24 protein-coding genes are annotated in these 21,650 nt (G+C 71.9%); 8 read left to right on the forward strand and 16 right to left on the reverse strand.

The window, feature by feature from the left end; all coding sequences use genetic code 11:
* Nucleotides 1-162, reverse strand: a 162-nt coding sequence (locus IN07_RS26255; protein WP_331437125.1) for a biotin/lipoyl-containing protein, incomplete at its 3' end; no start/stop codon positions are given.
* 78 nt (nt 163-240) lie between these two features.
* Nucleotides 241-1,623, reverse strand: coding sequence for a dihydrolipoyl dehydrogenase (gene lpdA / locus IN07_RS07670; protein WP_036334837.1), 1,383 nt, complete (start codon nt 1,621-1,623; stop codon nt 241-243).
* 124 nt (nt 1,624-1,747) lie between these two features.
* Here lpdA and IN07_RS07675 point away from each other — a divergent pair, with 124 nt between their 5' ends.
* The gene (locus tag IN07_RS07675; protein WP_231558046.1) at nt 1,748-2,143 is read left to right on the forward strand and encodes an oxidoreductase; all 396 of its coding nucleotides are present in this window, start codon (nt 1,748-1,750) and stop codon (nt 2,141-2,143) included.
* Nucleotides 2,144-2,180: 37 nt separating this feature from the next.
* Here IN07_RS07675 and IN07_RS07680 read toward each other — a convergent pair whose 3' ends face one another.
* On the reverse strand, nt 2,181-3,695 hold the full coding sequence (locus IN07_RS07680; protein WP_036334842.1) for a leucyl aminopeptidase: 1,515 nt from the start codon (nt 3,693-3,695) through the stop codon (nt 2,181-2,183).
* 69 nt (nt 3,696-3,764) lie between these two features.
* On the opposite strand from IN07_RS07680, the gene gcvT reads away from it, so the two are divergent.
* Nucleotides 3,765-4,883: a glycine cleavage system aminomethyltransferase GcvT gene (gcvT, locus tag IN07_RS07685; RefSeq protein WP_036334934.1), complete on the forward strand. Its 1,119-nt coding sequence runs from the start codon at nt 3,765-3,767 to the stop codon at nt 4,881-4,883.
* A gap of 24 nt (nt 4,884-4,907) precedes the next feature.
* On the opposite strand, the gene IN07_RS07690 is transcribed toward gcvT, so the two are convergent.
* The 3 genes from IN07_RS07690 to IN07_RS07700 all read right to left on the reverse strand — a co-directional run bounded on the left by IN07_RS07690 (nt 4,908) and on the right by IN07_RS07700 (nt 7,359).
* Nucleotides 4,908-6,068 carry a YihY/virulence factor BrkB family protein gene (locus IN07_RS07690; protein WP_036334844.1) on the reverse strand — a complete coding sequence of 387 codons (1,161 nt, stop codon included), beginning with the start codon at nt 6,066-6,068 and terminating at the stop codon, nt 4,908-4,910.
* A 134-nt stretch (nt 6,069-6,202) separates the two neighbouring features.
* Nucleotides 6,203-6,919 (reverse strand): DUF3618 domain-containing protein, encoded by a 717-nt coding sequence (locus IN07_RS24370; protein WP_064972382.1) that lies wholly within the window; start codon nt 6,917-6,919, stop codon nt 6,203-6,205.
* Nucleotides 6,916-7,359, reverse strand: a complete 444-nt coding sequence (locus IN07_RS07700; RefSeq protein ID WP_052091014.1) for a phage holin family protein — start codon at nt 7,357-7,359, stop codon at nt 6,916-6,918. The genes IN07_RS24370 and IN07_RS07700 overlap by 4 nt, the downstream gene beginning before the upstream one ends.
* A gap of 143 nt (nt 7,360-7,502) precedes the next feature.
* Between IN07_RS07700 and IN07_RS07705 the strand changes: the two genes are divergently transcribed.
* On the forward strand, nt 7,503-7,715 hold the full coding sequence (locus IN07_RS07705) for a hypothetical protein (protein WP_036334846.1): 213 nt from the start codon (nt 7,503-7,505) through the stop codon (nt 7,713-7,715).
* 100 nt (nt 7,716-7,815) lie between these two features.
* On the opposite strand, the gene IN07_RS07710 is transcribed toward IN07_RS07705, so the two are convergent.
* A complete protein-coding gene (locus IN07_RS07710; protein ID WP_036334848.1) occupies nt 7,816-8,799 on the reverse strand; it encodes an aldo/keto reductase family protein in 984 nt (327 codons plus the stop codon).
* A gap of 62 nt (nt 8,800-8,861) precedes the next feature.
* Nucleotides 8,862-9,479, reverse strand: a complete 618-nt coding sequence (locus IN07_RS07715) for a DUF3043 domain-containing protein (protein ID WP_036334851.1) — start codon at nt 9,477-9,479, stop codon at nt 8,862-8,864.
* Between the two features lie 204 nt (nt 9,480-9,683).
* On the opposite strand from IN07_RS07715, the gene IN07_RS07720 reads away from it, so the two are divergent.
* On the forward strand, nt 9,684-10,040 hold the full coding sequence (locus IN07_RS07720; protein ID WP_036334939.1) for a HesB/IscA family protein: 357 nt from the start codon (nt 9,684-9,686) through the stop codon (nt 10,038-10,040).
* A gap of 448 nt (nt 10,041-10,488) precedes the next feature.
* Here the strand turns inward: IN07_RS07720 and asnB are convergent, their stop codons facing one another.
* The 3 genes from asnB to IN07_RS07740 are packed head-to-tail and all read right to left on the reverse strand — an operon-like array spanning nt 10,489 to nt 13,202.
* Nucleotides 10,489-12,423 carry an asparagine synthase (glutamine-hydrolyzing) gene (asnB, locus tag IN07_RS07730; RefSeq protein WP_036334853.1) on the reverse strand — a complete coding sequence of 645 codons (1,935 nt, stop codon included), beginning with the start codon at nt 12,421-12,423 and terminating at the stop codon, nt 10,489-10,491.
* Nucleotides 12,424-12,472: 49 nt separating this feature from the next.
* Nucleotides 12,473-12,847, reverse strand: coding sequence for a DUF3817 domain-containing protein (locus tag IN07_RS07735; RefSeq protein WP_231558047.1), 375 nt, complete (start codon nt 12,845-12,847; stop codon nt 12,473-12,475).
* The gene (locus IN07_RS07740; RefSeq protein ID WP_036334854.1) at nt 12,837-13,202 is read right to left on the reverse strand and encodes a metalloprotease; all 366 of its coding nucleotides are present in this window, start codon (nt 13,200-13,202) and stop codon (nt 12,837-12,839) included. The genes IN07_RS07735 and IN07_RS07740 overlap by 11 nt, the downstream gene beginning before the upstream one ends.
* 308 nt (nt 13,203-13,510) lie before the next feature.
* Between IN07_RS07740 and ctaC the strand changes: the two genes are divergently transcribed.
* Nucleotides 13,511-14,386, forward strand: a complete 876-nt coding sequence (gene ctaC / locus IN07_RS07745; protein ID WP_197058389.1) for an aa3-type cytochrome oxidase subunit II — start codon at nt 13,511-13,513, stop codon at nt 14,384-14,386.
* Nucleotides 14,387-14,419: 33 nt separating this feature from the next.
* Complete coding sequence (locus IN07_RS07750; RefSeq protein WP_036334856.1) at nt 14,420-14,821, forward strand: cytochrome c oxidase subunit 4; 402 nt, start codon at nt 14,420-14,422, stop codon at nt 14,819-14,821.
* Between the two features lie 131 nt (nt 14,822-14,952).
* On the opposite strand, the gene IN07_RS07755 is transcribed toward IN07_RS07750, so the two are convergent.
* The 5 genes from IN07_RS07755 to ctaE form a co-directional block, all read right to left on the reverse strand.
* Entirely contained in the window at nt 14,953-15,561 is a 609-nt protein-coding gene (locus tag IN07_RS07755) for a class I SAM-dependent methyltransferase (protein ID WP_052091016.1), read from the reverse strand.
* Nucleotides 15,562-15,707: 146 nt separating this feature from the next.
* Nucleotides 15,708-17,390, reverse strand: a complete 1,683-nt coding sequence (gene qcrB, locus IN07_RS07760; RefSeq protein WP_081975263.1) for a cytochrome bc1 complex cytochrome b subunit — start codon at nt 17,388-17,390, stop codon at nt 15,708-15,710.
* A complete protein-coding gene (qcrA, locus tag IN07_RS07765) occupies nt 17,390-18,499 on the reverse strand; it encodes a cytochrome bc1 complex Rieske iron-sulfur subunit (protein ID WP_036334857.1) in 1,110 nt (369 codons plus the stop codon). Before qcrA ends, qcrB begins: the two co-directional genes overlap by 1 nt.
* On the reverse strand, nt 18,496-19,377 hold the full coding sequence (gene qcrC, locus IN07_RS07770) for a cytochrome bc1 complex diheme cytochrome c subunit (RefSeq protein WP_052091017.1): 882 nt from the start codon (nt 19,375-19,377) through the stop codon (nt 18,496-18,498). The genes qcrA and qcrC overlap by 4 nt, the downstream gene beginning before the upstream one ends.
* 9 nt (nt 19,378-19,386) lie before the next feature.
* Nucleotides 19,387-20,001, reverse strand: coding sequence for an aa3-type cytochrome oxidase subunit III (gene ctaE, locus IN07_RS07775; protein ID WP_036334859.1), 615 nt, complete (start codon nt 19,999-20,001; stop codon nt 19,387-19,389).
* A 135-nt stretch (nt 20,002-20,136) separates the two neighbouring features.
* Between ctaE and IN07_RS07780 the strand changes: the two genes are divergently transcribed.
* Together IN07_RS07780 and trpD are read left to right on the forward strand one after the other, a co-directional pair.
* Complete coding sequence (locus IN07_RS07780) at nt 20,137-20,559, forward strand: hypothetical protein (protein WP_036334860.1); 423 nt, start codon at nt 20,137-20,139, stop codon at nt 20,557-20,559.
* A gap of 4 nt (nt 20,560-20,563) precedes the next feature.
* Nucleotides 20,564-21,610: an anthranilate phosphoribosyltransferase gene (gene trpD / locus IN07_RS07785; RefSeq protein ID WP_036334862.1), complete on the forward strand. Its 1,047-nt coding sequence runs from the start codon at nt 20,564-20,566 to the stop codon at nt 21,608-21,610.
* Nucleotides 21,611-21,650: the final 40 nt, after the last annotated feature.

Here is a 21,650-nt window from a genome sequence, read left to right on the forward strand (position 1 = left end):
GCCCGCCGCGGGGGAGGGGATCTCGGTGTCCACCTTGTCGGTGGAGACCTCCAGGAGGGGCTCGTCGACCTCGACCTGGTCACCCTCCTGCTTCAGCCAGCGGGTGACCGTGCCCTCGGTGACGCTCTCGCCCAGGGCGGGCATGGTGACGGACGTCGGCATCGAAGGCAGGTCTCCTCAGGTCGTGGGGTGGTGCTGAGCGGGTCGTGCGGGTCCAGCGGTCGTGCTGAGCAGGTGGTGTCAGTTGTGCGCGTGCAGCGGCTTGCCGGCCAGGACCAGCGCCGCCTCGCCGAGGGCCTCGCTCAGCGTCGGGTGCGGGTGGATCAGCTGGGCGACCTCCTCCGGCAGGGCCTCCCAGTTGTAGACCAGCTGGGCCTCGGCGATCATGTCGCCGACCCGGCTGCCGACCATGTGCACGCCGACGACCGGCCCGTTGCCGGCGACGCGGATCAGCTTGACCGCGCCCGCCGTCTTCAGGATCGCGGCCCGGCCGTTGCCGGCCAGGTCGTAGGTGGCGACCTCGACCTCGCCGTGCTTCTCCTTGGCCTGGGCCTCGGTCAGGCCGACGGAGGCGACCTCGGGCTCGGAGTAGGTGACCCGCGGGACACCCGCGTAGTCGATCGGCACGACCGGCAGGCCGGCGAGGCGCTCGGCCACCAGGATCCCCTCGCCGAAGCCCACGTGCGCGAGCTGCAGGGTCGGGATCAGGTCACCGACGGCGGAGATGGTCGGCACGTTGGTCTGGCAGTACTCGTCGACCAGGACGTAGCCACGGTCCATGGCGACGCCGGCCTCCTCGTAACCCAGGCCCTCGCTGACCGGGCCACGGCCCACCGCGACGAGCACGAGCTCGGCCTCGTAGTCCTTGCCGTTCTCCAGGGAGACCTTCACGCCGTCGGCGGTGGTCTGCACCTTGGCCACCCGGCTGCCCAGGGAGAAGTCGATCTTGCGGCGGCGGAAGGCGCGCTCCAGCAGCTTGGAGGACGACTCGTCCTCCAGCGGCACGAGGTGGGGCAGGCCCTCGACGATGGTCACGTCGACGCCGAAGGACTTCCAGGCGCTGGCGAACTCGCAGCCGATGACGCCGCCGCCGAGGATGATCGCCGACGTCGGCACCCGGTCGAGCTTCAGCGCGTGGTCGCTGGTGATCACCTTGGTGCCGTCGATCTCGATGCCGGGCAGGGAGCGGGCGTAGGACCCGGTGGCCAGCAGCACGTGCTTGCCCTCGAAGGTCTCGTCGCCGACCTGGACGGCGGTGGGGGAGACCAGCCGGCCCTCGCCGCTCACGTACTTGATGCCGCGGCTCTTGATCAGGCCCTGCAGGCCCTTGTGGTTCTTGGAGATGACGCCGTCCTTGTAGGCGTTCACCCCGTCCATGTCGATGCCCGAGAGGGTCGACTTGACGCCGAACTGCTCGCCCTCGCGGGCGTTGTCGGCGACCTCGGCGGTGTGCAGCAGGGCCTTGGTGGGGATGCAGCCGCGGTGCAGGCAGGTGCCGCCCACCTTGTCCCGCTCGATCAGGACGACGGACATGCCGAGTTCGGCGGCCCGCAGTGCGGCGGCGTAGCCACCCGAGCCACCACCGAGGATGACCAGGTCAGCGGGGGTGGTCGGTGCGCTCACGGCTGCTCCTCAGTGCTGGGTGGCCCGGAGCTGCTCCGGGCACGGCGATCCTGCGCGTGCCCATCCTGCCACTCCCGGGAACGGCGCGTTCGGATGCTCCGTTGCTCCTTGCAAGAGCGTCGCGGTGCAGTCCGCGGCAGGCGAGGACGGGGGCAGTGCGATGGGGCTGATCGACCGGCTGCGGAGCCGCAGGGCGAGGGGCGCCGCAGGGGACGGTCGGGGCCGGCGCGGCACGCTCGACCGCCCGTCGGGGTCGGCGGACCTCAGCCACCTGGAGCAGTTCGTCGCCACCCGGCGCGGCGTCGAGGGGTACGTCGAGCCCCGTACCGCGGTGACCGAGACGACGATCCTGCTGGTCGCCGCCGACGGGGAGTGGACGCGGCGACGGATCGACGGCCCGGACACCGCCCGCAAGCTGTCCCGCGACCTCGCCGTCCCGGTCTACGACGCGCAGATCACCGGCTACCCGCAACGGATGCGTGACTGGTCCGCGCGCCAGCGGGCGGACGACGAGCTGTAGCCCCCGCCCCCGGGTCGGGGGGCAGGGGGCCGGCAGCTCACTGTGCGGCGATGAGGCCCTCGATCGTGGCGAGCAGGGTGCGGACCGGGACACCGGTGCCGCCCTTGGGCGTGTAGCCCCAGGGCGCCCCGGTGTTGTAGGCCGGACCGGCGACGTCGATGTGCGCCCAGGGCAGGCCGGCGGGCACGAACTCGGACAGGAAGTGCCCACCCACGAGCATCCCGCCCATCCGGTCGGCGTTGGCGTTCACCAGGTCCGCGATCGGGGAGTCCAGCCCGCGTCGCAGCTCCGGCGGCAGCGGCATCGCCCACATCGGCTCCCCGCTGCGCCGGCTGGCCGCGACGACGGCGTCCCGCAGGTCGTCACTGCCCATCACGCCGGAGGTGCGGGTGCCCAGCGCGACCAGCTGCGCGCCGGTCAGCGTCGACGTCTCCAGCAGGTGGGTGGGGGAGTCCTCGACGGCGCGGCAGATGGCGTCGGCCAGCACGACCCGGCCCTCGGCGTCGGTGTTGGTGATCTCCGCCTTCTTGCCGTTGCGGAAGGTGACCACGTCGGCCGGACGGTAGGCGGTGCCGCTGGGCATGTTCTCGGCGATCGGCACGGTGGCGGTCACGTCGACCGGGAGGCCGAGCTCGGCGACGAGGCAGACGGTGGCGATCACGGCCGCGGCGCCGGCCATGTCGCTCTTCATGTCCTCCATCTTCGCCGCGGGCTTGATCGAGATGCCGCCGCTGTCGAAGGTGATGCCCTTGCCGACCAGCGCGACGCTGGTCTTGGCCCTCTTGCCCTTGTACTCCAGGCGCAGCAGTCGCGGACCGCGGCTCGAGCCGCCGCCGACGGCGAGGATGCCCCCGTACCCGCCGGCCGCCAGGGCCTTCTCGTCGAGCACCTCGACCGACAGCCCGGCCTTCTTGCCCGCGGCGGCACCCCGGGCGGCGAGCTCCGCCGGGTACAGGTCGTTGGGCGGGCTGTTGACCAGGTCACGGACCAGGGCGACGGCGGCGGCGACCGCGCGCACGCGGGCCAGCGGTGCCTTCGCGGCGCCGGCGTCGGGGACGACGAGTTCCACCGAGGACGGCGGGGCGGGACGGTCGGCCGGGAGGTCGGACTTGTAGGCGGTGAACTCGTACGCGCCGAGCAGCGACCCCTCGCCGACGGCGTGCAGCCGGTCGGTGTCCGGTGCGCCACCCACGGCGGCGAGCAGGCTGACCAGGGAGCTGCGGCCGGTCAGCGCGCGGCTGGCGGCACCGGCGGCCCGGCGGACCGCCTCCGCCGAGTACGAGCCGTCGGCCTGCGGGGCGCCCAGCCCGGCCACGGCGACGACCGGGAACGGACCCTGGCCGAAGGTGGGCAGCTTGGTGACCTCGTCCTCGGCCCCGCGGGCGCCGAGATCGGCCAGCGCGGCCAGGAGCCGACCGCCGAGGAGCCGGTCGACCGCGTCGGCCCCGGGCGTGGACAGCAGGCCTGCCGGTCCCTGGCCGACCCCGACGACGAGGGCGTCGGCGGTCAGCTTCTCGAGCGGGCGGTCGGTGGCGGAGATGGTAGGCGGCACCCGTCGATCGTAAGGAGGTGGTGAGGACGGCGTACGACCGGCAGGCCGCCGACCACTAGCGTGCTGGCGGTGAGCCCGCTGACCTCCCCCCTGCACGATCGTCACGTCGCCGCCGGTGCGAAGTTCGCCGACTTCGGTGGCTGGTCCATGCCGATCGAGTACGCCGGTGGTGGCGTGCTGGCCGAGCACACCGCGGTCCGGGAGGGCGTCGGGCTCTTCGACGTCTCGCACCTGGGCACCGCGACGGTGCGTGGTCCGGGGGCCGCCGACTTCGTGAACTCCTGCCTGACGAACGACCTGGGCAAGATCGGGCCCGGCCAGGCCCAGTACACGCTGTGCTGCGTCCCCGACGGTGAGCCGCAGGCGGGGGGCGTGGTCGACGACCTGATCGTCTACCTGCACGGCCCGGACGACGTCCTGCTCGTGCCCAACGCGGCCAACGCGGCCGACGTGCTGGCCCGGCTCTCGGCCGAGGCGCCGGCGGGGGTCACCGTCACCGACCGGCACACCGAGGTCGCCGTCCTGGCGCTGCAGGGACCGCGCTCACCGGAGGTGCTGGCGGCCGTCGGCCTGCCCGGCGAGCTGCCCTACATGTCCTTCGCCGAGACATCCGGCTCCGGCGGGGACGAGGTCACCGTCTGCCGGACCGGCTACACCGGCGAGCACGGCTACGAGCTGCTGGTCGCCGCCGAGCGTGCCGGGACGCTGTGGGACGCGCTGCTGGCTGCCGGCGAGCCCGAGCAGATCCGGCCGTGCGGCCTGGGCGCCCGGGACACCCTGCGCACGGAGATGGGGTACCCACTGCACGGCCACGAGCTGTCGCGGGACATCACCCCCAACCAGGCGCGGTCGGGGTGGGCCGTGGGCTGGGGCAAGGACGCGTTCTGGGGGCGCGAGGCGCTGGCCGCGGAGAAGGCGGCCGGCGCGCCGCGTCAGCTGTGGGGTCTGCAGGCGCCGGGTCGTGGGATCCCGCGCCCCGGCATGCTCGTGCTCGGTGCCGACGGCTCGCGGGTCGGCGAGGTCACCAGCGGCACGTTCTCCCCGACCCTGCGGACCGGGATCGCCCTGGCCCTGCTGGACAGGTCCGCCGGTGTCGCCGAGGGGACCGAGGTCGCCGTCGACGTCCGGGGACGGCCCCAGACGGTCGTCGTCCGGCGTCCCCCGTTCGTGGAGTCGCACGTCCGCTGAGGGCCGGGGCGCCGCTCGTGGTGACTACTTGCTGGGCACCGGGGGGTCGGGCACCTCGTCGGCGACCACGGCGTCCCGCTTCCCCATCGGCTCGGGATCGCCCTGGGTGGTGTCCTGCGCGGTCTGGTGCTCGGTCTCGGCGTTGATCTCCGCGCCCAGCAGCACCAGGTAGCAGGTCAGGTACAGCCACAGCATCAACACGATGACGCCGGCGATCGCGCCGTACGTCTCGTTGTAGGAACCGAAGTTGTTCACGTAGAAGCTGAAGGCGACGCTGACGACCGCCCAGATGACGGTGACCACCAGGGAGCCGAGGCTCACCCAGCGGATCTTCGGCGCATCCCGGTCCGGGGCGACGCGGTAGAGCACCGCCAGGGAACCGACCACCACGGCCAGCAGGAGCACCCAGCGCAGGACCTGGGCCAGGACCGTGCCGACACCGCCCAGCGGGAGCGCGTCCAGCACCACCGGGACCACGGCGATGAGGGCGAAGGTGATGAGGATGAAGACGATCGCGCCCAGGGTGAGCACCAGGGAGAGCGCGCGCAGCTTGAGGAAGTTGCGGGTCTCGACCTCGTCGTAGGCGATGTTCACCGCCTTCACCATGTTGTTCACACCGCCGGACGCCGTCCACAGCGCACCGAGCACCGAGGCGATCAACCCGAAGGTGAGCGCCCCGCCGGCGTTGCTGGTGATGTCGGTCAGCTGCTCGGTGAGGATCTCCTGGGCGCTCTCCGGGAGCTGGTCGGACAGCGACTCGATCTGCTGGGTGACCTGCTCGGGGGAGGCGACCAGGCCGTAGATCGAGATGGTCGCGATCAGCGCCGGGAAGATCGAGAGGAAGGCGAAGAAGGCCACCCCACCGGCGATGATCGGCATGTTGTCGGCGTTGTTCTCCGCCCAGGACCTCTTGAGGACCTGCAGCCAGCCGCGCGGTGGGATGTCCGTGGGCCGGTCGGCGTGGATGCCCGGCATCTCCTCGGCCTCGGGCACCTCCGGAGCCGGGCGGGCGGCTTCCCGCTGCTCGCCGCGGACGACGGCCGTGGAGGATGCCCCGCTGGCCCCGTCGTCGCGTCCCGCAGCGCGGGCTTCTGCAGCCCTCATCGCGGCCCGCCGCTCGGCCTTCTCCTGGACCCGCACGCGGATGTTCTCCACGGCGCTGCCCGGCCGCCCGTTGTCGACCATCGGTCTCGTCCCCTTGTCTCGGGTCTGCAGGTGGATCGGTGGAACGGCGGCGTCCACCGGTTCCCGGCCGGCCCCACGCGGGGGCCGGCCGGGAGGCGGACCGTGCAGCTCAGGCCGGGTTCACCGGCGTGAGCTCAGCGGCTCAGCTGGGCCAGCGTGCGGCGCCAGCCGGAGCGACGGCGCGGCAGGCGCCGGGCGGCGGCCCGCTGGGTCGCGGTGACCTGCTGCACCGCGACGCGCTCGCCGGCCCGCACCCGGGCAGTGGCGGCCCGCTGCGTGGCCGACAGCTGCCTCGACGCGGCCCGCTGCTTCGCGGACAGCTGCTCGGTGGCGGTGCGCTTGTGCGCGGTGAGGCTCTTGACTGCGGCCTTCCGGCGAGCCGTCGCGGCCTTTCGGCGGACCTCGGCGCGCTCGGCCGCCTTCTTCCGTGCCGCCACGCGCTCCTTGCCGGCGCGCTTCGCCCGCTGCTGGGCCGCCTTCCGGGCCGCTGCCTGACGGCGGGCGGCCTGCTTGGCCGCCGCCCGCTCCTCCGCGGTCCGCCGGCGCTTGCGGCGCCAGGAGAGCAGCCCGATGACCGCGGTGAGGGCGGCCACGCCGCCACCGATGACGGCCGGCGGGTTCTCCCGGTACGTCTCGACCGCGGTGTCCTTCGTCCGGTTGGCGCTCTCCAGTGCCGAGCTCTTGGCCTGGTCGACGCGCTCGTGGGCCCGGGCCGGGACGTCGAGCCGGTGGCTGAGCTCGTCGACCGTGCGGCCGAGCTGTTCCCGGGTCTGCTCGATGTCGGCGCGGATCGCGTCGGGGTCGTTGGGCCCCGCAGCGCCGTCCGCTCGGGTGTCGTCGGCTCCGGTCATCGGGACGCACTCTCCTTCACGGTCGCGACGTCGGTCTTGACGCTCGCGATGGCCTCGGTCGGCACCGGCGGGGCGGCCTGCTGGACGTCCTTCTTGCCGATCAGGGCGAGCACGGCGGCGACCACGAAGAGCACGACGGCGACGATGACGGCGGCCAGCCAGCCGGGGAGGACCAGGGCGAGGGCGAGGACGGCGGCCGCGACGAGCACCTGGAGACCGAGGAAGCCGAACAGCCCGGCGCTGCCGAAGAGGCCGGCTCCCAGCCCGAACTTCTTGGCCTTGGTGCTGACCTCGGCCTGGGCCAGGCGCATCTCGTCCCGGACCAGCCGGGTCAACTGCTCGGAGAGCTGCCCGATCAGCTGACCGGTGGAGGCGTTCTCGGGGGCGGGCGGGGGCGTCTCCACCCGGCTGGCACCGGCGCCCGTGGTGGGCTGGCTCATCTGTACTCCGCGTGGTCGGGCGTGGGTGATGCCCTCACCATGCCCCTGTGCTTACCGCGTAAACCAAGATCGCCACCGCACGCGCCGGTACGGCCGGCTCGGTCCGGGCTGCTCCGGGGGCAGGAGATCGCTAGCCTGCCGCCATGAGCTGGACCTGGCAGCTGGAAGACCCCTCGGGTGCGCCGATCGACCCTGCCACGCTCGGGGTGGAGGTGCCCGAGTGCGACAACCAGGGCGACGCCGAGTCCTGGCTGGGGGAGTCCTGGCGTGACCTGCTGGAACGCGGCGTCGCCACGGTGACGCTGCAGGAGGACGGCGAGCGGGTGTACGGCCCGATGGGCCTGGCGGCGAACTGAGGCGGCCCGCCCTGTCCCACGGCTCGTGGGCCGGCGGCGGGCCTCTGGGAGAGGGGCCCGCCGCCGGCCTGCGAGCGGGGGGTGGAGGGCTGTGCCCTGCTCAGCCGCGCGAGGTCTTGGCGGGGTCGCGCTCCACGACGTCGCCCAGCACCTGGTCGATGCGGGTCAGGACCTCGGCCGGCAGCTGGACACCGGCGGCCTGCACGTTGTCGTGCACCTGCTCGGGCCGGCTGGCGCCGATGATGGCGGCCGCCACGTTCCGGTTCTGCAGCACCCAGGCGATCGCCAGCTGCGCCATCGACAGGCCCAGCTCGTCGGCGATGGGCCGGAGCTCCTGGACGCGGGTGAGCACGTCGTCGGTCAGGTAGCCCTTCATCGACCCGCCCACCGTGGCGTGCCCGCCGCGGCTGTCGGCCGGCGGCTGCTGGCCGGGCAGGTACTTGCCGGTGAGCACGCCCTGCGCCAGCGGGGACCAGACGATCTGGGAGAGGCCCTCCTGCTCGCTGGTGGGCACCACCTCGGCCTCGATGACCCGCCACAGCATCGAGTACTGCGGCTGGTTGCTGATCAGCTGGACCTTGAGCTCGCGAGCCAGCTCGGCGGCGGCGGCGATCTCCTCGGCGCGCCACTCGGAGACGCCGAGGTAGAGCACCTTGCCCTGCCGCACCAGGTCGGCGAAGGCGGTCATCGTCTCCTCCAGCGGCACCGAGGAGTCGTACCGGTGTGCCTGGTACAGGTCGACGTAGTCGGTCTGCAGCCGCTGCAGTGACGCGTTGCAGCTCTCGGTGATGTGCTTGCGGGACAGGCCGCGGTCGTTGGCCCCCCGGCCGGTGGGCCAGTAGACCTTCGTGAAGATCTCCAGGCCCTCCCGGCGCTGGCCGGCCAGCGCCCGGCCCAGGACCGACTCGGCCTTCGTGCCGGCGTAGACGTCGGCGGTGTCGAAGGTGGTGATCCCGACGTCGAGGGCGGCCCGCACGCAGGCGTGGGCGGCGTCCTCCTCGACCTGGCTGCCGTGGGTCAGCCAGTTGCCGTAGGCGATCTCGGAGATGGTCAGGCCGGAGCGGCCGAGGCGTCGTGTCTGCACGACTGCGGAGACTACTTAGCGGGGCTCACCAGCGTCGGCCCGTCCTGCGGGAGGGTCCCTCTTCAGACCTCGGCGCCCAGCGGCACCTGCGGCTTGGGGAAGCGCCAGCGGCGGATCATCGTGGCCCGGCTGACGCCGTACCAGACCAGGCTGCGCATCTTCTGGTCGGTGTCCGGGAAGCGCTCGGTGACCTTCGCCTTGATCTTGCGGCCGAGGAGGAACGAGTCGCCGATGATCACCAGGAAGAAGGCGAACCACACGAACACGGTGTAGCTCTGCACGGCCGGGATTGGGATGAAGTAGCCGACCAGCACCAGCGCGGCGACCGCCAGGAAGAAGCTGCCGGCGTTGCGGCGGGCGTCGACGACGTCGCGGACCAGTCGGCGCACCGGGCCGCGGTCACGGGCGGGCAGTGCGCTGTCGTCGCCGCGGGCCACGGCGAGACGGGTGTTGCCACGGCCCGCGACCTGCTGCTCGCGCATCCGCTTGTAGGCCTCCTTGCGGGTGGTGGGCGGCGGCGGCACCGGCCCACTGCGCCGTCCCTGCGCCTCGTTGCGGCGCGGGGTGGGGCGGCCCTTGCCCGTCGTGCCGACCGCCGTCGACCCGTGCGGGGTGACGGTGGTGACGGCGTCCGACGCCGTGTCGGAGGTGGGACGGCGGCCGGGCAGGCGGAGCTTCACGGCGGCGAGTCTACGTGGACACCGCCTCTCATCAGGGGCGCCACGACAGCGGTGTGCCCCGGGCGAGCGGTGCGGGCACCGCCCCGTGCGGCATTCGCGCCGTACAGTGGGAAGCAGCTCCGCCACGGCGGTGTTGGCCGTTCTGAGAGCCCGCCCTCCGTGGCGGGCCGAGCAGGACACCCTCGAGTGTGGGAGGACCACGACATGACCGTGCAGGACACGCAGGCCCCCGGCGCCACCGGCGTCATCCTCAGCGACCCCGCCGCCCTCAAGGTGAAGACGCTGCTGGAGCAGGAGGGTCGCGACGACCTGCGGCTGCGGATCGCGGTGCAGCCGGGTGGTTGCTCGGGTCTCCGCTACCAGCTGTTCTTCGACGAGCGCTTCCTCGACGGCGACCAGACCTTCGAGTTCGGTGGCGTCGAGGTGATCGTCGACCGGATGAGCATCCCGTACCTCAGCGGCGCGACGATCGACTTCGTCGACACCATCGAGAAGCAGGGCTTCACCATCGACAACCCGAACGCGGGCGGCTCCTGCGCCTGCGGCGACTCGTTCCACTGATCGCCCGCTAGCCCGAATGCACCGAGGCCCGGCACCCCGCGAGGGGGCCGGGCCTCGGTGCGTCCCGGGTGGGAGGAGCGGCCTCAGTCGGCCGGCTGCGAGGGGATCGGCATCGGGACGCCGGCCGAGGCGGACGGCATCCTCGGGACCACTGCGCCGGGGTCCGGTGCCGGCGTCGGCAGGGTCGTCGGTGCGGGGGGCGCCGCCCCGGGTCCGGGTGCGTCGGCGGACGGGTCCGGGCGGGGGGCGATCGGCGGTGGGGTCCGCGGCGAGGGGGTCGTGGACGTGGGTCTCGTGGACGTGGGTGTCGTGGACGTGGGTGTCGTGGACGTGCGGACCGGATCGCCCGGCACCTCGCCGTCCGTGCCGGAGCAGGCGGTGATCAGCAGCCCGGTCAGCAGCGGGGCGGTCAGCAGGCCGCCGGCCGCGGCGACCCTCCGGCGGACGGTCACATCCGGACGGGGTAGGCCGGCTCGGGGATCTCCGGGGTGATCCGCTCCTCGACGAAGATCCCGTGCCAGATCATGAAGACCAGCACCTCCCAGACCTGCCGGGCGATCCGCTTGCTGGGCACCTCTGCCTCGCGCAGCCGGTCGAGCAGACCCAGCACGTGGTCGCGGTCGAGCCGCTCGTCGGTCTGGCTGGCGGTCACGATGTCCCGGGCCCACCCGTGCAACGGGCCGGCCAGGAACTCCGCCGTCGGCACCGGGAAGCCCAGCTTGCGGCGGTTCATGATCTTCGGCGGGACGATCTGCCGCATCGCCTGCCGCAGGGCGTACTTGGTCGCGTCCCCGCGGCGGGGCACCCGCATCTCCAGCGGCAGGGTGCTGGCCAGGGCGAAGACCTCGGGGTCCAGGAACGGGACCCGCAGCTCGAGGGAGTTGGCCATCGTCATCTTGTCGGCCTTGACCAGGATGTCCCCGCGCAGCCAGGTGAAGAGGTCGACGTACTGCATCGCCGTCACGTCGTCGTAGCCGGCCTCGCGGGTCTGCTGGTAGAGGGCCTCGGTGACGGTGACGTGGGAGAGGTCGGGGTCGCGGCCGGGGAGCAGCTGGGCGAGCTCGGTGGCGTTCAGGTTCCGGGCGTTCCCGTAGTACCGCTCCGCCAGTGGCTGCGACGCGCGCTCCAGCAGGCTCTGCCCGCGGACGCCCTCAGGCACCAGCCTCGACAGCCGGCCGAGCGCCTGCCGCCCGACCTCCGGCAGCTTCGTGGCCCAGGCCAGGCTCAGCGGCTCGCGGTAGATCGTGTAGCCACCGAACAGCTCGTCGGCGCCCTCGCCGGAGAGCACCACCTTGACGTGCTTGCGGGCCTCGCGGGCCACGAAGTACAGCGGCACGAGCGCCGGGTCGGCGACCGGGTCGTCCAGGTACCAGACCACCGTGGGGATGACGTCGGCGAACTCCTGCGCGGTGATCTCCACGGGGACGTGCTTCACCCCGAGGATCGCCGCGGACTCGGCCGCGATGTCGACCTCCGACGTGGCCTCCCGCTGGAAGCCGACGGTGAAGGTGACCAGGTCCGGGTTGTACTTGTGGGCCAGGGCCGCGACGGCGGTGGAGTCGATGCCGCTGGAGAGGAACGAGCCGACCGTGACGTCGGCCCGCATGTGCTTGGCCACCGAGTCGTCGAGCACCTCGGCGATCCGGTCGAACAGTGCCTGCTCGCCTCCCGGGGCGACCGGCTGCGACCGGAACGACGGGTGGAACCACCGCTTCGTGTGTAGTTCGCCGTCCACGACGGTGAAGCTCGTCCCGCTCTCGATCCGCCGGATCCCCCGATGGAGGGTGGCGGGCTCGGGGACGTACTGCAGGGTCAGGTAGTGCTGCAGCGACGCCGGGTCGACGCCGCCGGCGCCCGGGGTCCCGCCCAGCAGCTCCAGCAGGGCCTTCTTCTCCGAGCTGAAGACCAGGCCACCGTCGGCCAGTCGAGCGGTGAACAGCGGCTTGATGCCGAAGGCGTCCCGGGCGCCGAACGCCGTCCCGGTCCGGGTGTCCCAGATGACGAACGCGAACATGCCGCGCAGTCGCGGGACGATCGCCTCGCCCCACAGGTGGTAGCCCGCGACGATCGCCTCGGTGTCGCCCTCGGTGGCGAACGTGGCGCCGGCCGCCCTCAGCTCCTCGCGCAGCTCCAGGTAGTTGTAGATCTCGCCGTTGAAGACGATCCGGTACCGGCCCTGGGCGTAGGGCATCGGCTGGGGGCTGCCCTCGATGTCGATGAACGCCAGCCGGTTGAAGCCGAGCACCGCGTGCCCGTCCGACCAGACCTCCCGGTCGTCGGGACCCCGGTGCCGCAGGCAGCGCAGCGCGTGTTGCACCCCGGAGACGGTCTGCTCGTCGACCCGCTCGGCGTCGGTGGACAGGTAGGCCAGCAGGCCGCACATGCGGGAGGTCTCCAGGAGGTGGGGGAGGGCGGGGCGGGAGGCCCCGTGGTCAGACGCGCTCGCCGGCGCGGGTCTTGCGGGTGGCGATCCGCTCGGCGACGAAGGACAGGATCGGGACGGTGCCCGCCAGGAGCACGAGCACCGAGCCCTTGACCGTCCACCGGGCGCGGAGGGCCAGGTCGCAGGCGGTCACGAAGAAGATCGCGTAGAGCCAGCCGTGCGCGGTGCCGATGACCTCGACCGGGCCCTCGACACCGGCGGTGTACTTCAACGGCACGGCGACCAGGACCAGGGCGATCAGCAGGACGCCGACGACCCAGGCCATCACCCGGTAGCGGATCAGCGCGGCCGGCACGTCCTGCCCGACCCGGCGGGCGAGACCGCGCGGCAGCCGCGACGACGTCGCGGTGCGGTCAGCGGTCACTGTCGCTCCGCGGCCTGAGCGCCTTCTCGTTGAGCTCGGCGAGGTAGGCGTTGTAGGCAGCCAGCTCCGGGTCGCCGGTCGTGTCGATCCGCGGCCGCTGGTACAGCACCAGGGAGGCGCCCGGCTCGTCGTCCGCGGGATCCCGGGCCAGCTCGTCCTTGGCCATCTTCAGGTAAAAGCCCAGACCCATGAACCCGTAGAGCGGCCACTGCAGCGCATAGCTCCAGTTGACGGCGCCGCCACCGGCCTCGGCCTTGGTCAACTGCCAGTAGCCGAGGAAGAACGTCATCACGAAGAGCGCCACGACCACCAGGTGCATGAAGAGCCACCCGGGGCTGAGCAGGCGTCGGTACACGCCCGCGACTGTAACCGGCGGGCCGCCCGTGGGCCGTCGCCCACGGCGTGGCCCCGAGCACGTCAGCGCCTGCGCTGCCGGCCGGCAGCGGGCTCGCCGTCCCGCCGGTGGACGACGCCGGCCGTGTCCGACCAGCGGGCCCGGGGCGACCCGCCGGGGCGGTGCTCCCGCCCCCGGGACGACGGGCGGGGTCGGCTAGTCTCGGCGAGACTGTGGTCGGGGTGGGCAGAGCCTGTCGGGCAACCGAGGAGCACCCGCCGGTGAGACCGCGTGGCGCCGCCACGCGGGGGATGAGGAGGCAGCGGGCAGTGGCTCGACGCAGCAAGCTGGCGAAGGTCGCCGGGCTCGGTCTCCTGGGAGCGCTGACGCTCAGCGGGTGCGACGTCACGGGCAGTTGGCTCAGTTGGGGATGGCCCGAGGGCATCACCGACCAGGCCGAGCGCATGCACGACCTGTGGATCGGTTCGACGATCGCGGCCCTGGTGGTCGGCATCGCGGTGTGGGCGCTCATCGCCTACGCGACGATCCGGTACCGGAAGCGCGGGGACGAGCTGCCTCGCCAGACCGCCTACAACCTCCCGCTCGAGGTCGTCTACACGATCATCCCGTTCCTGATCATCGCGGTGCTCTTCTTCTTCACCGTGAACACCCAGAACGAGGTCCGTGACGTCAGCGACGACCCCGACGTCACGGTGCAGGTCAACGCCTTCAAGTGGAACTGGCAGTTCGTCTACCCCGAGACGGAGACCGCGGGCGGTGAGGCCGTGTCGACGGTCGGCACCAGCACCGAGATCCCGATCCTGGTGGTCCCGACAGACCAGACGATCCGCTTCGAGCTGGCCTCGGCGGACGTCATCCACTCCTTCTGGGTGCCGGAGTTCCTCTTCAAGCTCGACATCCTCCCGGGCAACGACAACGGGCGGGACAACGTCTTCGAGGTCACGGTCCGCGAGGAAGGCGCCTACGTCGGCCGCTGTGCCGAGCTGTGCGGCACCTACCACGCGTTCATGAACTTCGAGCTCCGCTCCGTGTCACCTGATGCGTACGAGGACTACCTCGCGGCACGCGAGGACGGGCTGTCGGGCTACGACGCGCTGGTGCTCATCGGCGAGCCGGGCGAGGCGGTCTCCACGGAGCCGTTCCTGCTCCAGCGCGAGCAGCAGGCGGTGGCCTCGGATGACTGACTCCATCACCTCGCACCACCTGGAGGAGCGGCCGTGAAGGTCGAAGCGCTCATCTTCAACTTGATCACGGTGTTCTGCCTCGTGACCGCAGTCGTCTACGGCATCTGGTCCCGTGAGCCGATCGGGACGACGGCGCTCGCGCTGTCCGGCGGGCTCACCGCCCTGATCGGTGGCTTCTTCTGGTTCGTGAGCCGGCGCATCGACGCTCGCCCCGAGGACCGCAAGGACGCCGAGATCGCCGACGGTGCCGGCGAGCTGGGCTTCTTCAGCCCGGCCAGCTACTGGCCGTTCGGGCTGGCGTTCTCGGCCGGCATCATGGGCCTCGCGCTGGCCTTCTGGTACCCGTGGCTGGTCCTCATCGGTGCCGTCGCGCTCATCGTGACCATCGGTGGGCTGCTCTTCGAGTACTACGTGGGGCAGAACGCACACAGCTGATCATCACCTGCACGGCACGACTCAGCGGGGCCCCTTCCCAGTCGGGAAGGGGCCCCGCTCGGCATGTGGGCCTGGAGCAGCGGACGTGGCGGCTGACGCCCTGTTCGGTCGCTGGTCGGGGTGGCGGAGCCTCAGGACGCTCGTGCGGCGATGGCGGCGTAGCTCCGATCGGGCCGTTCCGGGGACTGGCGCTGCAGTCGCTCCACCTCCGTGAAGCCCACCTTCGTCAGGTGCTGGGAGAAGGCGTCGACGGGCCAGCGGTAGGCGGTGACGACCTTGTGGTCGAACCGCGTCACGTCGTCGTGGCTGTCGAAGAAGCCGACGACGAGAACGCCGGAGGAGCCGAGGAGCCGGCGGAACACCGCGAGCACACGGTCGAGTTCTGGCGGCGGCAGGTGGATGGTCGAGTACCAGGAGAGGATGCCGGCCACGGAGTGCTCGGGGACGTCCAGCTCGGTCATCGAGCCGAGCTGGAACTCCGGGCCGGGATGAGTCGCCTGAGCGTGCGCGATGAACTCGGGGACCATGTCGACCCCCGTCACCTGGGCGCCAGCGGAGTGCAGGAGGGCGGTCCAGTGACCGGGCCCGCAGCCGAGGTCGAGCACTGGACCGGGGAGCCCGGTCAGGTGCCGTCGCACGAGGGCGGTGTCGTCCTCGTGCTCCAGCCAGCCGCGGTCGAACAGGTCGATGTACTGACCTGAGATGGTCGAGTACGCGTCACGCACCGGCCGGAGGTCCACCGCTGGAGAGTAGGACTTGATGCACGCCGATGCGGAGGACGACCGGGCCTGGAGGAGCAGCGGCTGGGCGGATCGAGCCCGGCGGAGATGCAGCAGGGCCCCGACGGAGGTGTCCGTCGGGGCCCTGCTGTTGTTGGTGTCCTGCGTCAGTCGCGCGGAGCCTGCGGCCGACCGCCTTCGGAGGGACGGCCCCCCTCGGACGGGCGTCCGGAGGTGATGGACTGGCGGTCGGACTGCTCCGACTCCAGCCCGCGGGCCTCGAGCTCTGCCTGCCGCTGCACCTCGGCCGGCTCCTCGACCGGCTTGAAGAAGCCCTTGATCGCCCGGCGTGCGCCGCCGACCTGGTTCATCTTCTTGGGCACGGAGGCGCCACCGTAGGCGAGCTGACCGTGGCCGTGCTCGTCCACCGGGCCGAGGGGCTGGTGGACCTCGATGAACTCGCCGCTGGGCAGCCGCCGGATGACCCCGGTCTCGATGCCGTGCTCGAGCACCTCGCGGTCGTGCCGCTGGAGCCCGATGCACAGCCGGTAGGTCAGCCAGTAGGCGAAGGGCGGGAGCACCAGGCAACCGATCCGACCGAACCAGATCATCGCGTTGAGGCTGAGGTCGAACTTCTCCGCGATGACGTCGTTGCCACCGGAGATCCACAGCACGACGTAGAACGTGAGAGCCATGGCGCCCGCCGACGTCCGGACAGGGACGTCGCGAGGGCGCTGCAGCAGGTGGTGCGATGCCGTGTCCCCGGTCAGCTTGCGCTCGATCATCGGGTAGAGCGCAAGGACGGTGAACATCAGGCCGGCCCCGACGACGGTGGGCCAGAACAGGGCCGGGATCGTGTAGTCGCCGGGCAGGTTGAGGTCCCAGGCCGGGAAGAGCCGGGTCGAACCGTCGAGGAAGCCGATGTACCAGTCCGGCTGCGAACCGGCCGACACCTGCGCCGGGTTGTACGGACCCCAGAGCCAGATCGGGTTGATCTGCACCAGACCGCCCAGGGCGGCGCACAGCCCGAAGACGATGAAGAGGAGTGCGGTCGCCTTCCCGGCGAACGCGGGGAAGAGCCGGTTCCCGACGACGTTGTGCTCGGTGCGACCGGCACCGGGGAACTGCGTGTGCTTCTGCTTGACCAGGATCAGCAGGTGCGCCGCGATCAGCGCCAGGATGATCGCCGGGAGGATCAGCACGTGGACGATGTAGAACCGCCCGATGATCTCCGTGCCGACGAAGTCACCGTTGAAGACCGCCCAGTGCGCCCACGTCCCGATGACCGGGATCGACAGGATGATCGCGCTGATGATCCGCAACCCGGTCCCGGAGAGCAGGTCGTCCGGGAGCGTGTAGCCGGTGACGCCCATGAGCAGCGCCAGGACCAGCAGCACGACGCCGATCAACCAGTTGGTCTCGCGCGGGCGGCGGAACGCACCGGTGAAGAAGATGCGGAGCAGGTGGACCACGATCGCGGCCACGAACAACAGCGCGGCCCAGTGGTGGATCTGCCGGATCAGCAGACCGCCGCGGACGTCGAAGGAGATCCCGAGCGTCGACTCGTAGGCCGCCGACATCTCCACGCCGCGCAGCGGTGAGTAGCTCCCCTCGTAGACGACCTCTTGCATCGTGGCGTCGAAGAAGAACGTCAGGTAGGTGCCGGAGAGCAGCAGGATGACGAAGCAGTAGAGCGCGATCTCCCCGAGCAGGAAGGACCAGTGGTCGGGGAAGACCTTGTTCAGGGTGCGGCGCAGCGGGCCGGCGACGATCAGCCGGTCGTCGAACTCGAGTGCCGCCTGGCCGATCTTGGTCGTCGGCGCACCAGGCGCCGCCGTGGTGGTGGCCATCAGATCCGTTCCCGGTTCCAGTAGGTGGGGCCGACTGCCTCAATGTAGTCGCTTCGTGCCACGAAGTAGCCTTCGTCGTCGACCGTGATGGGCAGCTGAGGGAGTGGGCGGGTCGCCGGCCCGAAGACCGGCTTCGCGCCCTGGGTCACCTGGAACTGTGACTGGTGACAGGGGCAGAGGATCCGGCCCGTCTCCTGCTCGTACAGGGACACCGGGCACCCGGCGTGCGTGCAGATCTTCGAGTAGGCGACGTAGTCGCCGTAGGAGAAGTCGGCCTGACCCTCCCGTGGCTCCTCGCTGAACTGCTGCTCCGGCCGGAGACGGATCAGCATGGTGGCTGCGTCGGCCTGCCGGTTGCCACCCTCGACGGCCGGGAAGACCGTCTCGAGCGAACCGGGCTGCTGGTCACCCGGACGGATCGGGGTGCCGTCGTCGCGGAGGAGCCGGACCCCCTCGGCCCACGACGTGGTCCCGAGCGGGTTGCCCGTGTTGGGGTTCTTGATCAGACCGCCCAGCGGAGCGATCAGCATGGCGCCGAAGGCGGCGCCCATCACACCGAGCGTGCCCAGGAGCAGCTTGCGGCGGGGGAGCCCGGACTTGTCCAGGCCGCTCATCAGGGTCGCACCGGTGGTGACCCGGTCGAAGTGTGAGCCGTCGTGCTTGTCCTGCACCGCGGTCTCGTGCGGGAGGAGCTTCTTGACGTACTGCACCAGGCCGATGCCGATGCACAGCAGCGACAGGCCCATCGCCAGGCCGAGGAGCGGGGTGAACAGCGCGCTCCAGGCGTCGGCGCCCACCTCCCACTCCCAGCCGGGGAGGAACCAGCCGGAGCCGGCGTAGACGACGAGGAAGGCGACGGCGAAGAACGCGGCGAGGGCGAACCACATGGTCACCTGGCGGGTGGCCTGCTTCTCCAGCCCCGAGCCCGGCAGGGGTCCGGGCTCGACGTGGAGGATCTCGACGCCGTCGTAGCGGGCGCCGAGCCGGTCCAGCTCCGTGCGGTCCATCGCCGCCAGCTGCGCCGGGGTGTGGTCGTCGTCCGGCCCGCCGTGGGTGGGGCCGGCGACGTCGCTGCCGCTCGAACCAGGGTGCTCGTCCGTCGTGCTCACGCCTTCGTCCCCATCCAGAAGATCCCGAACAGCAGGGCGCCGACGCCGGCGACCCAGAGCACCAGGCCCTCGGCGACCGGCCCGGCGCGACCGATCGGGACGCCACCGGGGTCGGCCTGGTCCTGGATCGTCTGCACGTAGTCGATGACCGAGCGCTTCTCCTCGGGCGTCAGCTGGTTGTCGCCGAACACCGGCATGTTCTCCGGGCCGGTCAGCATGGCCGCGTAGATCTGCGCGTCGGTGAGGCCGTCCAGCGAGGGCGCTCGCTTGCCGGAGGAGAGCGCGCCGCCCTCACCGACGAAGTTGTGGCAGGAGGCGCAGTTCAGACGGAACAGCTCGCCGCCCTCGGCCAGCTCGCCGTCGCGCAGGTCGCCCGAGGGAACGGTCGGACCGCCACCGTTGGCCTGCACGTAGGCCATCAGCTGCGCGATCTCCGCCTCCGTGAACATCACCGGGTGCTCGGGGGCCTGGGCCTCCTGGCGGACCAGCGGCATGCGGCCGGTGGAGACCTGGAAGTAGACCGAGGCCGAGCCGACCCCGATGAGCGACGGGCCGCGGTCCTCCACGCCCTGCAGGTTGGAACCGTGGCAGGTGATGCAGCTCAGGACGTAGAGCTCGCGGCCGGCCTCGACGGCGATGGACTCGCTGTCCGACCGTTCGTCCGCGGCGATGGCCCCGGGGGCGAAGGCCGAGTAGCCCACCCCGGTCAGGACCAGGGCGGCCATCAGCCCGGCCACGTTGGCCAGGCGGCGGCGCTGCTTGGAGCGGCGCCGGTCACGGGCGGCGGCGGCCGGCGTGCCAGCGACCGGCCGGCGACGCAGCAACCCGCGACGGCCGCCCTCGAGAGGGGCTTCGGACGAGGCCTTCGTGGTGGACACCCGGTTTCCCTACTTGATCAGGTAGATCGTGATGAAGAGGCCCACCCACACGACGTCGACGAAGTGCCAGTAGTAGGACACCACGATCGCGGACGTCGCCTGGGCAGGCGTGAAACGGCCCATGGTGGACCGTATGAGCACGAAGACGAAGGCGACGAGGCCGCCGATCACGTGCAGAGCGTGGAAGCCCGTCGTCAGGTAGAAGACCGACCCGTAGGCCGACGACGCGATGGTCGTGCCGTGGTCGACCACGAGGGTGCGGTACTCGAACATCTGGCCCAGCACGAAGACCAGGCCCATCACGAAGGTGATGGTGAACCAGCGCCGCAGGCCGTACACGTTGCCGATCTCCGCGGCGAAGACGCCGAACTGACAGGTCACCGACGAGGCGACCAGGATCAGTGTGAAGAACAACGCATACGGCACGTTGAGCTCGGTCGGCTCCGGCGGCCAGCCGTCCTCTGCGCGGGCGCGGGCGGTGAAGTACATGGCGAACAGGCCGGCGAAGAACATCAGCTCACTGGCGAGCCAGACGATCGTGCCGACGCTGACCATGTTCGGTCGGGTCAGGGAGTGCACCCGCGAGGTGTCGAAGGTGCTGCTCGCCACGGGGGCCGTTGTCACGGGTTCATCATGGCATCGGGACAGCCGCCCCACGACGCGGGGTGCGTGGGCGTGGCGCGCTCGGTCAGGCCACCTGTGACGGGCCCGGCACGTCGCCTCCCCACCCGTCGTCCCGGGGGCACTAGGCTCGCGCGGGTGAGCCCTGACGCCGCACCGGCCACCGTGCTGGTCTTCAGCCAGCGGGCCGAGGTCCGCACCGCCGTCCGGACGGCCCTGGGCAACGCTCCGGCGCCCGATGTGGGGCCGGTCACGTACCTGGAGTGTGCGACCGCTGACGAGGTGGTGGCCGCCGTCGACCGGGGTGGTGTCGACCTCTGCGTGCTGGACGGTGAGGCGCAGCCGACCGGGGGCATGGGGATCAGCCGCCAGTTGAAGCACGAGATCGCCGACTGTCCGCAGCTGGTGGTGCTCATCGCCCGGCAGGCGGACCGCTGGCTGGCCCACTGGTCGATGGCCGACGCGACGTTGGCCTACCCGGTCGACCCGCTGACGGCGCCCGAGGTCGTCGCCGGGCTGCTCCGCGACCGGGCAGCACAGCGCCCGGCCGTCCGTCGCTGACCCGATGACGTCAGCCAGCCCGACCTGGCCCGGCCTGCTCACCCGACTCACCAGGGGTGAGCACCTCGCGGCCGAGGACACCCGCTGGGCGATGCGCCAGGTGATGACCGGGGAGGCGACCCCGGCCCAGGTCGCCGGGTTCGTCGTGGCCCTGCGCGCCAAGGGCGAGTCCCCGGAGGAGGTGGCCGGGCTCGCCGCGACGATGCTGGAACAGGCGACCCCGGTGCAGCTGCCGGTGGAGTGCGTCGACATCGTCGGCACCGGGGGCGATGGCGCGCAGACGGTGAACATCTCCACCATGGCCGCGATCGTCACCGCGGCGGCCGGCGTCCCGGTGGCCAAGCACGGCAACCGGGCGGCGTCGTCGGCCTCGGGCACCGCCGACGTCCTCGAGGCGCTCGGGGTGGTCATCGACCTGCCTGCCCCGGCGGTGGCGCACTGCGTGCGGGAGGCGGGGATCGGCTTCTTCTTCGCCCCTGTCTTCCACCCCGGGATGCGGCACGCGGCGGCTCCCCGACGGGAGCTGGGGATCGGCACGGTCTTCAACTTCCTGGGCCCGCTGACCAACCCGGCCCGCCCGGTGGCGGCCGCGATCGGCTGCGCGGACACCCGGATGGCCCCGGTGCTGGCCCAGGTGCTCGCCGACCGGGGCACCCGCGCGCTGGTCTTCCGTGGGGACGACGGTCTCGACGAGCTCACCACCAGCACCACCTCGGCGGTGTGGGTGGTGCGCGACGGTGAGGTGGTGGCCGAGCGGCTCGACCCCACGGCGCTGGGCATCCCGGTGTCCGGGCCGGGGGCCCTGCGCGGTGGCGGGCCCGAGGTCAACGCCGAGGTGGTGCGCCGGCTGGTGGCCGGTGAGCCGGGGCCGGTCCGGGACGCGGTGCTGCTCAACGCGGCCGGGGCCCTCGCCGCGTTCGACCCGCGCGGGGCCCGGCTGCACGACGCGCTGGGCGCCGGGCTGGAGCGCGCAGCGGCCGCCGTCGACGACGGCAGGGCGGCCGCGAAGCTGGCCGACTGGGTACGGGTCAGCCGCGCCGCCCGCGGGTGAGGACCCGGTCGCCCTCAGGCCCCGCAGGCGCGGGCTGAGC

This window comes from Modestobacter caceresii (genome assembly GCF_000761485.1).
Taxonomy (GTDB): domain Bacteria; phylum Actinomycetota; class Actinomycetes; order Mycobacteriales; family Geodermatophilaceae; genus Modestobacter; species Modestobacter caceresii.